Source organism: Streptomyces sp. NPDC044061, from assembly GCF_056434305.1.
Genome location: NZ_JBWKFL010000039.1, coordinates 1 through 13,998 on the forward strand (window position 1 = coordinate 1; position 13,998 = coordinate 13,998).

General features: G+C 71.7%; 9 protein-coding genes. 1 reads left to right on the top strand and 8 read right to left on the bottom strand.

From position 1 onward, the window contains the following. From AC07CM_RS40070 to AC07CM_RS40085, 4 genes are all read right to left on the bottom strand, one after another. Positions 1 to 206, bottom strand: a 206-nt coding sequence (locus tag AC07CM_RS40070) for a flavodoxin-dependent (E)-4-hydroxy-3-methylbut-2-enyl-diphosphate synthase (RefSeq protein WP_366012120.1), incomplete at its 3' end; no start/stop codon positions are given. Between the two features lie 302 nt (positions 207 to 508). Continuing rightward, a complete protein-coding gene (locus AC07CM_RS40075; RefSeq protein ID WP_478881461.1) occupies positions 509 to 1,813 on the bottom strand; it encodes a M50 family metallopeptidase in 1,305 nt (434 codons plus the stop codon). Further along, on the bottom strand, positions 1,810 to 3,075 hold the full coding sequence (gene dxr, locus AC07CM_RS40080) for a 1-deoxy-D-xylulose-5-phosphate reductoisomerase (protein ID WP_478881462.1): 1,266 nt from the start codon (positions 3,073 to 3,075) through the stop codon (positions 1,810 to 1,812). The genes AC07CM_RS40075 and dxr overlap by 4 nt, the downstream gene beginning before the upstream one ends. Before the next feature lie 215 nt (positions 3,076 to 3,290). Further along, positions 3,291 to 5,228: an acyl-CoA dehydrogenase family protein gene (locus AC07CM_RS40085; RefSeq protein ID WP_478881463.1), complete on the bottom strand. Its 1,938-nt coding sequence runs from the start codon at positions 5,226 to 5,228 to the stop codon at positions 3,291 to 3,293. A 306-nt stretch (positions 5,229 to 5,534) separates the two neighbouring features. Between AC07CM_RS40085 and AC07CM_RS40090 the strand changes: the two genes are divergently transcribed. Continuing rightward, positions 5,535 to 6,548, top strand: coding sequence for a LacI family DNA-binding transcriptional regulator (locus AC07CM_RS40090; protein ID WP_478881464.1), 1,014 nt, complete (start codon positions 5,535 to 5,537; stop codon positions 6,546 to 6,548). Between the two features lie 241 nt (positions 6,549 to 6,789). Here AC07CM_RS40090 and AC07CM_RS40095 read toward each other — a convergent pair whose 3' ends face one another. From AC07CM_RS40095 to AC07CM_RS40110, 4 genes are all read right to left on the bottom strand, one after another. After that, positions 6,790 to 8,169: a S53 family peptidase gene (locus tag AC07CM_RS40095; protein WP_478881465.1), complete on the bottom strand. Its 1,380-nt coding sequence runs from the start codon at positions 8,167 to 8,169 to the stop codon at positions 6,790 to 6,792. Between the two features lie 208 nt (positions 8,170 to 8,377). Further along, positions 8,378 to 9,823 carry an aldehyde dehydrogenase family protein gene (locus tag AC07CM_RS40100; protein WP_478881466.1) on the bottom strand — a complete coding sequence of 482 codons (1,446 nt, stop codon included), beginning with the start codon at positions 9,821 to 9,823 and terminating at the stop codon, positions 8,378 to 8,380. A gap of 142 nt (positions 9,824 to 9,965) precedes the next feature. Continuing rightward, positions 9,966 to 11,540: a PucR family transcriptional regulator gene (locus tag AC07CM_RS40105; protein WP_478881467.1), complete on the bottom strand. Its 1,575-nt coding sequence runs from the start codon at positions 11,538 to 11,540 to the stop codon at positions 9,966 to 9,968. A 119-nt stretch (positions 11,541 to 11,659) separates the two neighbouring features. Then, on the bottom strand, positions 11,660 to 13,786 hold the full coding sequence (locus AC07CM_RS40110; RefSeq protein WP_478881468.1) for an ATP-binding protein: 2,127 nt from the start codon (positions 13,784 to 13,786) through the stop codon (positions 11,660 to 11,662). Positions 13,787 to 13,998: the final 212 nt, after the last annotated feature.

Sequence of the window (13,998 nt, forward strand, 5' to 3'; positions counted from 1 at the left end):
CGCACGATCTGACAACCCGACGCGGTCAGCTCGGCGATCTGCTGCAGGGTGGCGCCGATGTCCGACGTACGGGTCGTCGTCATCGACTGCACCGAGACAGGCGCGTCTCCGCCGACCGCCACGCTTCCGACCTGGATCTGCCGGCTCTTCCGACGCTCGGCGAGCTTGGTCGGAACGGACGGCATGCCGAGAGAAATCGCAGTCATCTGCTGTGCAACCCCAAGTCGTGGATCAAGGTCCGGTCCCGTGAACGGCGGGCTCCAGGCTTCGAGATTACGGCACCGGCCCTGGCGCCGGCACATCCCACCCGGCAAACCCACTCGATGGAAGGCGGCCCGGGAAGGCCGGGTCCCGGGCCGCCTGGAACGGCGGGTGGCCAGGAGATTTTCACGGCGTGAACCCCTTTCCGTCGAGGAGCCCACGTCCGCGTCGTGCAAAGAAGCCGCGCCCCTCACTCGCGCGAGTCACGCGAGCGAAGGGCGCGGTCCGGCCGTCACGCCGAAATCTTCTAACTGATCTTGACCGGATTAACGACATCGGCGATCAAGACCAAAATCGTGAAGCAGACGAAGATCCCGGCCACCACGTAGGCCACCGGCATCAGCTTGGCCACGTCGAACGGGCCGGGGTCCGGGCGGCGCAGCACTCGGGCCACGTTCCGCCTGAGCGACTCCCACAGGGCGCCCGCGATGTGCCCGCCGTCGAGCGGGAGCAGCGGGAGCATGTTGAACAGGAAGAGGGAGAGGTTGAAGCCGGCCAGCACGAAGACGAACATGGCCAGCTGCTGCGATGCCGGGATGTTCAGGGTGGCGATGTCGCCGGTGATCCGGGCCGCGCCGACGATGCCCATCGGGGAGTCCGGCTCGCGCGGGCCGTTGCCGAAGGCCGCGTCCCACAGGGCCGGGATCTTGCCGGGCAGGGCGACGAGCGAGTCGACGGCGTCGCCGACCCGGTCGGTCATCCAGGTCACGGAGTCGCCGAAGCCCTGCTGGACGACGCCGGTGGCGGCGCTGAAGCCGAGGAAGCCGGCCTTGACGTACTGGCCCTGGACGTAGGTGCCGCTGGAGTCCTTCTTGGCGACCTGGTTGGTGGCGATCTTCGCGTGCAGGGTCACTTCCTGGCCCTTGCGGTCGACGACGACGGCGACGTCCTTGCCGGCGCTGTCGCGGATGAGGTCGGACAGCGTGTTCCAGTCCCTGGTCGGCTTGCCGTCGAAGGAGACGATCCTGTCGCCGTTCTTCATGCCGGCGGCCGCGGCCGGGGAGGCGGGGTCGGACTTCTTGCAGCTGTCGCGGTGCTCGCTCGCGGCGATGATGCAGGGCGAGACCGAGGCGACCGTGGTGGTCTGCTGCTGGATGCCGAAGCCCATCAGCACGGTGAGGAACAGGCCTACCGCGAGCACCAGGTTCATGAACGGGCCCGCGAACATGACGATGACCCGCTTCCACGGCTTTCGCGTGTAGAACATGCGCGTCTCGTCACCCGGCTTGAGCTCCTCGAAGGCCGCCGAGCGGGCGTCCTCGATCATGCCGCGCCACGGGGAGGTGGAGCGGGCGGAGATCCGGCCGGCGTCGTCCGGCGGGAACATGCCGATCATGCGGATGTAGCCGCCGAGCGGGATGGCCTTGATGCCGTACTCGGTCTCGCCCTTCGAGCGCGACCAGATGGTCGGGCCGAAGCCGACCATGTACTGCGGGACGCGGATGCCGAAGAGCTTGGCCGTGGACAGGTGCCCCAGCTCGTGCCACGCGATCGAGACGAGCAGGCCGACCGCGAAGACCACTATGCCGAGGATGAACATCAAGGTCGTCATGCACGCGCCTCCGCGGTCCGGTCTGTCAGTTCGCGCGCCCGGGCCCTCGCCCAGGTCTCCGCTTCGAGGACGTCCGACACGGTGAGTGAGGTTCCCGCGGCCGGGGTGCCGTGCTCCTCGACCACCCGGGTGACGGTCTCCATGATGCCGTTGAAGGGCAGTGCGCCGGTGCGGAAGGCCTCGACACACTCCTCGTTGGCCGCATTGAACACCGCCGGAGCCGTGCCCGCGAGCTGCCCCACGTGCCGGGCGAGGTTCACCGAGGGGAAGGCCTCGTTGTCCAGGGGGAAGAACTCCCAGGTGGAGGCCTTGCTCCAGTCGAAGGCGGGCGCCGCGTCCGGGACACGTTCGGGCCAGCCCAGACCGATGGCGATCGGCCCGCGCATGTCGGGGGGCGTCGCCTGGGCGATCGTGGATCCGTCGGTGAACTCGACCATCGAGTGGACATACGACTGGGGATGCACGACGACCTCAATGCGGTCGAAGGGAATGTCGTAGAGCAGGTGCGCCTCGATGACTTCCAGGCCCTTGTTGACGAGGGTCGCGGAGTTGATCGTGATCACCGGGCCCATGGCCCAGGTGGGGTGCGCGAGGGCGTCCTCGACGGTGACGTTCGCCAGTTCGGCCTTGGTACGGCCGCGGAAGGGGCCGCCGGAGGCGGTGACGACCAGTTTGCGCACGTCGGCGCGGGTGCCGGCGGCGAGGGCCTGGAAGAGCGCGGCGTGCTCGGAGTCGACCGGGATGATCTGGCCGGGCTTGGCGAGCGCCTTGACCAGGGGGCCGCCGACGATCAGCGACTCCTTGTTGGCGAGCGCGAGGGTGCGGCCGGTCTCCAGGGCGGCGAGGGTGGGCGCGAGGCCGATGGACCCGGTGATGCCGTTGAGCACGGTGTGGCATTCGGAGGCGGCGAGCTGCGTGGCCGCGTCGGGCCCGGCGAGGATCTCGGGGAGCGGCTCCCCTGCGCCGTACCGCTCGGTCAGCGCCTCGCGCAGGGCCGGCAGGGCGTCCTCGCGGGCGACCGCCACGGTCCGCACCCGCAGCCGGTGCGCCTGCTCGGCGAGCAGGGCCGTGCGGCTGCCGTTCGCGGAGAGGGCGGTGACCCGGAAGCGGTCGGGGTTGCGCAGCACGAGGTCGATGGCCTGGGTTCCGATGGACCCGGTGGAGCCGAGGATCACCACGTCCTTCGGGCCGTCTCCCGCGAGGGGGTCGTACACGAGGTGCGGGTCGGCGAGGGGTGCGGGACTGGCGGGACTGTCGGTCATCCCCCCATTGTGGCCGCAAGCCGTGGCGGTCAGGACAGGGCGTCCCCCGGGCGGGTGGGTTAACGGCTTTCGCCGCCGGATGGAGTTGTTTTCCCCTTGTGAAGGCCGGGTGAAGACCGCTTGGTGACCCTTCGGGCACAGCGACTCGGATCCCGCGCCGAACAGGGCTCCTGCTCCTGGACGACGCGGGATCCGAGCGACACGTGCTTGCCGGACTAACCGCCGAACGGGCGGCGCTCGTTCTCGTGTGCGGACGGTCCGGGGGTCGCGTCGGCGATCCACGGGCCGTCGCCGGACGGGTCGACGATCCCCTCCTCCAGCCACTCGTAGGCCCCGCCGAGCACTCCCTTGACCACCTTGCGGTCGAGGTCGTCGGTGTTGGTCCACAGCCGGTTGAAGAGTTCCTCGACGCGGATGCGGGACTGGCGGCAGAAGGCGTCGGCGAGCTGGTAGGCCTCGCGGCCGTGCTCGCCCTCGCCGCGCAGCCGCTCGGCGCGCACGCAGGCCGCGCTCATGGCGAACAGTTCGGCGCCGATGTCCACGACCCGGCCGAGGAAGCCCTGCTTGGTCTCCATCCGGCCCTGCCAGCGGGACATGGCGTAGAAGGTGGAGCGGGCCAGCTTGCGGGCGTGCCGCTCGACGTAGCGCAGATGGCCGGAGAGATCGACGTCACGCTTGAACTCGCTGTAGGAGGAGGGCAGTTGGCCGGGTCCGGCGACCAGCTTCGGCAGCCACTTGGCGTAGAAGACGCCCGCGTTCGCGCCGGCCTTCGCCTTGTCCGACAGGGACTTGTCGGGGTCGATGAGGTCACCGGCGACCGAGAGGTGGGCGTCGACCGCCTCGCGGGCGATGAGCAGGTGCATGATCTCCGTCGAGCCCTCGAAGATGCGGTTGATGCGCAGGTCGCGCAGGATCTGCTCGGCCGGCACGGACCGCTCGCCGCGCGCCTTCAGGGACTCGGCCGTCTCGTAGCCGCGGCCGCCGCGGATCTGGACCAGTTCGTCGGCCATCAGCCAGGCCATCTCGGAGCCGTAGAGCTTGGCGAGTGCGGCCTCGATGCGGATGTCGTTGCGGTCCTCGTCGGCCATCTGCGAGGACAGGTCGAGGACGGCCTCGAGCGCGAAGGTGGTGGCCGCGATGAAGCTGATCTTGGAGCCGACGGCCTCGTGCAGTGCGACCGGCTTGCCCCACTGCTCCCGCTCCGCCGCCCACTCGCGGGCGATCTTCAGGCACCACTTGCCGGCGCCGGCGCACATGGCGGGGAGCGACAGCCGGCCGGTGTTGAGGGTGGTGAGCGCGATCTTCAGGCCGGCGCCCTCGGGGCCGATCCGGTTGGTGGCCGGGACGCGCACCTGGTGGAAGCGGGTGACGCCGTTCTCGATGCCGCGCAGGCCCATGAAGGCGTTGCGGTTCTCCACGGTGATGCCCTCGGAGGTCGCCTCCACCACGAAGGCGGTGATGCCGCCCTTGTGTCCCTCGGACTTCGGTACGCGCGCCATCACGACGAGCAGGTCGGCGACCACCCCGTTGGTGGTCCACAGCTTGACCCCGTCGAGGACGTAGTCGTCGCCGTCCGGGACGGCGGTCGTCGCGAGGCGGGCCGGGTCGGAGCCGACGTCCGGCTCGGTGAGCAGGAAGGCAGAGATGTCGGTGCGGGCGCAGCGGGGCAGGAAGGCGTCCTTCTGCTCCTGGGTGCCGAACAGCTTGAGTGGCTGGGGTACGCCGATCGACTGGTGGGCGGAGAGCAGGGCGCCGACCGCGGGGCTCGCGGAGCCGACCAGGGCGAGCGCCTTGTTGTAGTACAGCTGGGTGAGGCCGAGACCGCCGTACTTGGGGTCGATCTTCATGCCGAGGGCGCCGAGTTCCTTCAGGCCGGCGACGACCTCGTCGGGGATGCGGGCCTCGCGCTCGATGCGGGCGGAGTCGATCGTCGTCTCGCAGAAGTCGCGCAGTTTGGCGAGGAACTGCTCGCCGCTGCGCACGCTCTCGGGGTCCGGGAGCGGGTGGGGATGGATGAGGTCGAGCCGGAAGCGGCCGAGGAACAGTTCCTTGGCGAAGCTGGGCTTGCGCCAGTCCTGCTCCCGGGCGGCCTCCGCCACCTGGCGCGCCTCGCGCTCGGTGACGGTGGTGCGTGGGCTGGTGGTGGCGGACATTGAGGCTCACCTCGCCGCGAAGAGGGACGACTGGGGACCGGTCATTACCGACCGGTGCTACTGGATCGTTGGTACCCGAAACGGGCCGACCCCACCACCCCTCGCGGTCCGATCGGTGGACGCGGGGACACACTTGTCGTCATTCGGCGGCGTGCGTCGCCGTTCGGCCGAGGCCGGGAAAAGCTGTCGAAGCGCTTCGACAGCCTATCGGCACCCACTCCTGCTGAAGCTACTGTCAATACACCCTCACTCGCCCTTGTCAGCAATGCGCAGTGTCGAAGCGCTTCAAAAAGCTTGGAGAGCTGGATGGTCACCCTCGCCGAGGTCGCCCGGCACGCCGGAGTCTCGGCGAGCACGGTGAGCTATGTCCTCAGCGGCAAGCGGTCCATCTCCGCGACCACCCGGCAGCGGGTCGAGCAGAGCATCCACGAACTGGGCTACCACCCGAACGCGGGCGCGCGCGCCCTGGCCGGCAAGCGGTCGAACATCATCGCGCTGATGATCCCGCTGCGCACCGACATGTACGTGCCGGTGATGACGGAGATCGCGATCGCGGTGGCCACCACGGCCCGCACGCACGGGTACGACGTCCTGCTGCTCACCGGCGAGGAGGGCCCCGACGCGCTGCGCCGGGTCACCGGCAGCGGTCTCGCCGACGCGATGATCCTGATGGACGTCGAGCTGAAGGACGAGCGGCTGCCGCTGCTGCGCAGCACGGACCAGCCGTCGGTCCTGGTCGGTCTGCCCGCCGAGACCACCGGTCTGACCTGCGTCGACCTGGACTGGACGGCGACGGGCGCGCTGTGCGTGGAGCACCTCGCGGGTCTGGGCCACCGTGACATCGCTGTCATCGGCGAGGCCCCGGCCGTCTACGAGCGGCACACCGGCTTCGCCGAACGCACCCTCGACGGGCTCCGCTCCCGTGCCCGCGAGGCGGGCGTCCGGGTGCTGCACCGCCCCCGCGAGGGCGGGTACGACGCGATGGCCGTGACCCTGGCCCGGATCCTCGACGAGCGCCCGGGCACCACCGGGTTCGTCGTGCAGAACGAGTCCGCCGTGGAGCCCCTGCTCGCGCTGCTGCGCCAGCAGGGCCGGGCCGTGCCCGAGGACGTGTCCGTGGTCGCGATCTGCCCGGACCAGGTGGCCGTCCAGGCCTCGGTGCGGCTGACCTCGGTCGCCATCCCCGCGCGGGAGATGGGCCGGCACGCCGTCGAGCACCTGGTGGCCAAGCTGCAGGGGCGGGGCGGCGACGAGGTCGTCCTGCTCACGCCGGAGCTGACGGTACGGGCGAGTTCGGGACCGGCACCGGCCGCCTCCTGACGTACCTTCCCGTGCTCCGGCGCGTCCGGCGCACGCCTCTGCCTGCCTTGTCCCCGTCCCGCACTCCTTCAGGAGCATGGACGCGTTCGCGGGCCGGGCGGAACGCCTCTCACTCGCGACTGTAAGCCTTGGGCCGCCCGGTGTCCTGCGCAGTGCGGCCCCCTCCGGACGGCCCGGATGCGACACCCGGGCCGTCGTCGCGGGGCTGCCGTCAGGGAGTGGCCCTGTCGGCAATACCCCGTCAGCTGTGGTGACTTGCCCTGGCGAGGGTGGTCACGAAGCGCTGGGCGTCCACCGTGCCGACGCCGGTGGCCATGTCGTAGCCGTTGACGGCCTTGTAGCCGGTGACGCCCTCGTAGCTGTTGTCCGTGCCGTCGTTGACGTCGACTATGCCGGTGCTGGAGCCGGCGTGCTGGGAGAGCTTGTACAGCGCCGCGTTGATGTTGCCCAGCCGGTGGCCGGCCGCCTGGTCGGCGAGGGCGACGACGCCCGAGAAGAGCGGGCTCGCCTCACTGGTGCCGCCGGTGACGTCCCAGCCGGTGGCGGTCGGATCGAAGCTGGAGTAGATCCAGGCGCCGCCGTTGACGGCGGCGGCCAGCGACACGTCCGGGGTGCCGCGGCGGGCGCCGACGATCCGCTTCACGCCGTTCTGGAAGGCCGGCCGGGAGAAGACGTGGGACTGGCCGCCGCCGCCCGCGCCGTAGTCGTTGTAGACGCTGTCCTGCTTGACGCGCTCGCCCTTGTCGTTCAGGTGCAGCTGGGTGCCGCCGATGGAGGTGACCAACGGGTCCGAGGAGGGCCAGGAGTTGACGCGCTTCTTGTAGTAGGTCTTGCCGTCCGCCTTCAGGTCGGTGGCGCCCCCGTCGCCGGAGGAGGCGAGCACGGTGACGTGCTTGCGGTTCGCGACCTGGAAGGCGTAGCGCAGCTTCTTGATGCTGGAGAAGTCGCCCCGGCCGAACCCGGGGAAGGTGTTCTCGGTGGCGCCGAAGCTCTGGCTGATGACGTCGCCGACCCCGTGGTCGATCAGGTGCTTCTCGGCGGCCATCATCTCCGGCAGGCCGGTGGTGCCCTCGGTCTCGGAGACCGCCGTCTCCACCAGGACGATCTTGGCGCCGGGCGCCACGGCGTGGGCCATCTCGACGTCCAGCGTGGTCTCGCCGGCCCACCCGGTCATCTCGGAGTTCTTGGGGTCGAAGGCGGGGACGTGACCCCACTTGACCACCTTGACCTTGGTGCTGGGCAGGCCGAACTGCTTGCTGTAGACGTCGAGATCGTGCTGCACGGTCGGGGAGCCGAACGAGTCGACGATGACGATGGTGCGCCCCTTGCCCGTGATGCCCTTCCGGTACAGCGGGTCGAGGTTGTACGCGGTGCGGTACTGGAGCGGGTTGTAACAGGCGATGTGCCATTTGGCCTGGCACTGCTCGATGGGGAGCGGGCTCGCCACGCCGTGGACCAGAGTGTGGCCCGCGATGGCCGGAACCGCCTTGGTGTGCGGTACGGCGGCGGGCGCGGCGCTGGTGGCGCCGGCCGAAGAGGTGGTCGCCAGTGCGGCGGCGACGAGTGCGGCGGTGGCGGCCGCGGAAGCCGCGACGCCGCGCCCGGTACGGGCTGTGTGCATGAATTCCCCTGAGTGGTCCGCAGTCGGACGTAGTGGTCGTCATGCATCCCATCGAGTGAGTCATGCACAGAACAAGGCTGTTGACCCGTCGATGCCGAATCCTTTACCCAGCAACAGGAAACGGCCGCAGCCCCCGCACAGTGGGCTGCGGCCGTTCCGTCCGACCTGTCCGTGGCAGGTCAGTCCCTGCGGACCTGTCCTCGGCAGGTCAGAGCGCGAGACCGGTGAGTACCAGCACGCGCTCGTAGGTGTAGTCGTCCATCGCGAACTTCACGCCCTCGCGACCCACACCGGACTGCTTGGCGCCGCCGTACGGCATCTGGTCGGCGCGGTAGGACGGAACGTCACCGACGACGACACCGCCGACCTCGAGAGCGCGGTGGGCGCGGAAGGCGACCTGGAGGTCGTGGGTGAACACACCCGCCTGGAGGCCGTACTTGGAGTCGTTGACCGCGGCGAACGCCTCGTCCTCGCCGTCCACCTTCAGCACGGTGAGGACGGGTCCGAAGACCTCCTCGCAGGAGATCGTCGTGTCGGCCGGCACCTCGGTGAGGACGGTCGGCGCGTAGGAGGCGCCGTCGCGCTTGCCACCGGTGAGGAGCTTCGCCCCCGCCGAGACGGCCTCGTCCACCCACGACTCGACACGCTTGGCGGCGTCCTCGCTGACCAGCGGGCCGACGTCGGTCGTGGCGTCGGACGGGTCACCGGTGACCTGGGCCTCGACGGCGGCGACGATGCGCGGGAGCAGCCGGTCGTAGACGGTGGCGTCGGCGATCACTCGCTGCACCGAGATGCAGGACTGGCCGCCCTGGTAGTTGGAGAAGGTCGCGATGCGGTTCGCGGCCCAGTCCAGGTCGGCGTCGCTCGCGAAGTCGGCGAGCACGACGGCCGCGCCGTTGCCGCCCAGCTCCAGGGTGCAGTGCTTGCGCGGCACCGAGTCCATGATCGCGTAGCCGACCTTCTCGGAACCGGTGAAGGAGATCACCGGCAGGCGCTCGTCCTGGACGAGGGCGGGCATGCGGTCGTTGGAGACCGGCAGGATCGACCAGGAGCCGGCGGGCAGCTCGGTCTCGGCCAGCAGGTCGCCGAGGACCAGACCGGAGAGCGGGGTGGCCGGGGCCGGCTTGAGGATGATCGGCGCGCCGGCGGCGATGGCCGGGGCGATCTTGTGGGCGCACAGGTTCAGCGGGAAGTTGAACGGCGCGATGCCGAGGACGACACCCTTCGGGAAGCGGCGGGTCAGCGCCAGGCGGCCCTGGCCGCCGGCGTCGGTGTCCAGGCGCTGCGCCTCGCCGCCGTTGAAGCGGCGGGCCTCCTCGGCCGCGAAGCGGAAGACGGAGACGGCACGGCCGACCTCGCCCCGGGCCCACTTGATCGGCTTGCCGTTCTCGGCGGAGATCATCTGGGCGATCTCCTCGGTGCGCTCGGAAAGACGCCTGCTGACGTGGTCGAGGGCGGCGGCACGGACGTGCGCCGGGGTGGCGGCGAACTCGTCCCGTACGGCGTACGCGGCGGCCACGGCCTCCTCGACCTGGGCCTCGGTCGGCACGCTGACCTTGCCGACGAGCCGGCCGTCCCACGGGGAGGTGACGTCGAAGGTGTCCTCGCCGGTGACCTGGCGGCCGGCGAGCCAGAAGGCGTGGGTGGAAGTCATGTGTGAGTCCCGGCCCTTCCGCGTTGGGGGTGTTCGTTCGGTTCGCTGTCCACCGTAGGGCCGGGCGGCGCAGGGGTCGCTTGTCCGAGTCGTACTGGTGCGGATGGGGGATGCTCCGGTTTGGCGGGGTCCCCGCCGCCGTTCACTCCGCCGACGTGGCCTTCAGGGCCAGCCACAGCTCCATCCGGACGTCGGGGTCGTCCAGGCTGCGGCCCAGGATCTCCTCGACCCTGCGCATCCGGTACCGCAGCGTGTGCCGGTGCACGCCCAGGTCCGCCGCGGCCGCGTCCCACTGCCCGTGCCGGGAGAGCCATGCCCGCAGCGAGGCGACCAGGTCGCCCCGGCCCGTCGCGTCGTGCTCGTGCAGCGCCCGCAGCAGGCTGTCGGCGAACGCCTTGACCGCGTCGTCGGCCAGCAGCGGCAGCACCGACCCCGCGGCCAGCTGCTCGTGCTCCACGAACACCCGTCCCCGTCGCCGGGCCACCGACAGCGCCTGCTCGGCCTGCTTGTAGGCCGCGGCCGCGGCGATCGGCCCGGCCGGTGCGGACAGACCGACGACCAGCTCGTCCTCCTCCACCGCCCCCTGCTCGGGCACGGCGCGCGCCGCCGCCTCCAGCGCCGCCGCGTGCGCGGCACACGCGGCCACCGCCGCGCCGCCGTCCGCGGCCAGCACCACCAGCCGCTCCCCCTCCGGCACCACCAGCACCGCCTCACCGGAGCGGGCGGCGGCCGCCTCGACCGTCTCCGTGAGCGCGCCCAACGGGTCGCCGCCCGACACCGACTCGGCGACGATCACCCGGAAGGGCGCGTCGAGCAGCCCGCCGTACAGGTCCCCGGCGACGGCCCGGGCGTGGTCCGGCTCGCCGGCGAGCAGCATGCGCAGTACGGCGGCGCCGATGCGCTGTTCGGCCGCGTGCAGGGAACGGGAGCGTTCGGTGGTGAGGGTGAGCAGGGCGATCGCGGAGTGGACGGCGTACCGCTCGGCGGTGCCCAGGGCGGCGGCCGTGCCGACGGCGAGCGCGGCGCGCGGGCGCCGGCCGGTCCCGAGGGAGTGCAGCTCCACCCGGTCCTCGTTGTCGGGGCCGCCGACGACGGAGGAGGCCGGCGCGGGCCGCTCCCGCAGCCGTTCTACCTCGGCGGTGAGTCGGGCGGCCCGGCGGCCGGCCCACTCGGGTGCCGTGGCGACGACGGCGCCCGAGGCGTCGTACAGCGCCGCCCACCCGTCGACCTGCGTGGCGAGCGCGGCGAGCAGCCCCTCGGGTCCGGCGTTCAGGGCCTGTTTGGTCAGCTCGCGCTGGGCGGCGAAGCCCGCCGTGACGGCCCGGTACTGGTCGGCGGCGATCGCGGCGGAGACCGCCTTGCTGATGGCGAGGAAGGGTGTGCGGCGCGGCACCTCCAGCAGCGGCAGCCCCTCCCCCTCGGCGGCGTCGACGAGCGCCTTCGGGATCTCCTCGTAGTTGACGCCGACGGCGAACCCGAGGCCGACCACTCCCGCCCCGGCCAGCCGCTTCACATACCGCCGCATGGCCTCCGGATCCTCCGCGTCCAGCTTGAGCGCGGTGATCAGCAGCAGCTCGCCGCCCTCCATGTAGGGGACGGGATCGGCCAGCTCGCTGACGTGCGCCCAGCGGACGGGCACGTCGAGACGGTCCTCGCCCGCGCGCACGGTCAGCTTGAGCGCGGAGTGGTGGACGAGCGAGGCGAGAGTCGGGGGCATCGGGCCTTCAGGTCTGGGAGAACCGAGATCTTTTGGCCGCCGCGTATGAACGGCCTATGCCGATTCTGCCTCACCGTACGGTCCCCTGCTGGCCCTCCGGCTGTACCGCGTGACCGCGCTCAGCCCCGCAGGTCCACCAGCAGCGGCGGAGCGTGCTCCCCCTGCACGGTGGTCAGCGACAGCACCGCGTGCCCCGGCGGCACCCCGTGCGCCAGTTCGGAGGCCGACCAGCGCTCGCGCTCGACCTGGCGGACGGTGACCGCCCGGGCGGTGGGCGCCTGGCCGGTGATGACCCGGCGCAGCATGTGCACGGCCTTGCCGGCCGGGGTCTCGGCGATGATCTGCCGGTCGGTGACGTCCCGGGTCTCGGTCCACTCCTTGCCCCACACCTCGGCGAAGTCCTGCCCGTCCCAGGGGGTGAGCCCGGCAAGCGCCATCCGGCAGCCCGTGGCACCGAGCAGCGGTCCGCGCAGCGGCCGGGGTACGTCGTCCAGGGTGCGCAGCGTCAGCACGGTGCCGGCGTTCGCGGACCGCAGCCGCTGGACCCCGCGCACCGCCTCCGGGGTGACCACGCCGGAGGCGTCGTCCAGCAGCAGACAGGCGAACAGCGACCGGTCCTCCCGTACCGTCACGCTGGCCGTGAACTGGGCGAGCACCAGCCGGGCGAGGATCCGGGAGGCGTCGGCGTGCCCGCGCTGGGGCAGGTCGATGCGGACGCGCACCGGGTGGTCCAGAGCCTTGAGGGAGAACGGCCGGGACTGCCCGGAGGTGTCGAAGAAGGTGGCGAAGGCGGGCCGGTCGAGCAGCGCGATGCGGTCGGCGAGGACCGCGCCGACGTCTCCCGGGTGGGCCATCTGCCGCTCCCGCGCGTCGAGTTCCCTGAGCAGCGACTCCTGCCCGGTGTCCGTCAGGGCCTTGCGGAGCGCGGCCAGCGGGCCGGGGGTGCCGTCGAGGAGCTGGCGCAGCTCGGGGACGGAGGGGAAGCGGTCGTGGACGGCCCGGAAGGGCCCGAGCAGCTGGGCGAGGACGGTGGTGGAGCGGCGGCTGTCGCCACCGGGGTGCGGGTCGGCGAGGTCGCCGACGAGGGCCTCGGCGAGTATGGCGGCGGCCTCGTCGGGGTCGGTGGTGCCGCCGTACAGGTCGAGGTCGTAGACGGATTCGGGGTGCCCGATCCGCAGGACGACGTCGTACGACTCGGCCGGGCCGAGCCCCGCGCCTGCCGCGCCGACGACGACCACGGCGGCGCGTCCGGCGAGGGCGTGCAGGCACAGCGACTCGGCGAGCGGCCGGATGACCGCGCCGGTCTTGCCGGAGCCGGCCGGGCCGACGGCGAGCAGGGAGGTGCCGAGCAGCTCGGGGCCGACGGCGAGTCCGGCGCCCCGGTAGTGGTACGGGTTGCGCGGGTCGTCGGCGGTGGTGCCGAGCCGTACCTGGCCGGTGAGCACGTCGTGGCGGGCGTGCCGGGCGGGCAGGTCGCGCTCGCCCGAGGGGTGCAGACAGGCGGCCGAGCCGTCCTTCAGCACGGCGCCGGTGAAGGAGGCGAGGCTGTGCGCGCCCGACCGCACGCCCTGCCAGGCCCGGCTGATCCGCGCGTGGTCGACGTCCCGCATGAGGCCGGCCTTCGCCTCGGCGGCGAGCCGTTCGGCGGCCTCGTGGGCGCCGGCCCGCCGCAGCTGGGGCCACTCGGCAGGGTCCTGCTCGGGAGCGGGGGGCGGTGCGGCGGCGGGCACGGCGGGGCGCCAGGCGGGCGGGCCGTAGCGGCGCCAGACCTCGCCCCAGCGGCCGAGCCGGCCGACGACGAGCATGATGGCGAGGGCGATGAGGGTGTAGTACGAGTACCAGAGGACGGCGTTGCCGACGCGGTCGTTGCCCTGCCGCCAGGAGTCCGGGGTGAACAGCTCCAGCGGCAGTACCCACCAGCCGCCGAGGTAGCCGTTCCACAGCAGGGACCACACCAGCCAGCCCACGAGGAAGGCGATCAGCGCACCACCCAGCAGCTGGCGGGCCGGGATCAGCTCGGGTTCCTGCTGTGGCCGGGGCCGGTACCCGAACCGCCACACCCCGGGCGCCGCATCGGGCCTGGGCGCCCGCAGCCAGGCCAGGAAGGCGGAGCCGTCCGGCCTGGGCGGTGCCCCGGGCGGCTCCTGGGGCATGGGTGGTACGGCGGCACCCTCGCGGGGCACCGCAGGGCGCGGCACAGGATTCGCATGCGTACCGCGCGCGTCCCGCGTCCCGTCGCTGTCCATCGCCCTTGCCCCCTGACCAGCCGTTCCATCCACCATCAGCGAGCCAATCTAACGCCCCGACAAAGGGAGTTCACCGTTTACGCGGCCGAGAGAACGGCACGGCCGGCCGCACTCGTCCCCTACTGCTATGTCCATCACGGACAAGGAATCCTCCCGACAACGCCCACATGGAGCATGCCCACCCTCCGCAGTCGGCCCTAGCCTGCGAAGAA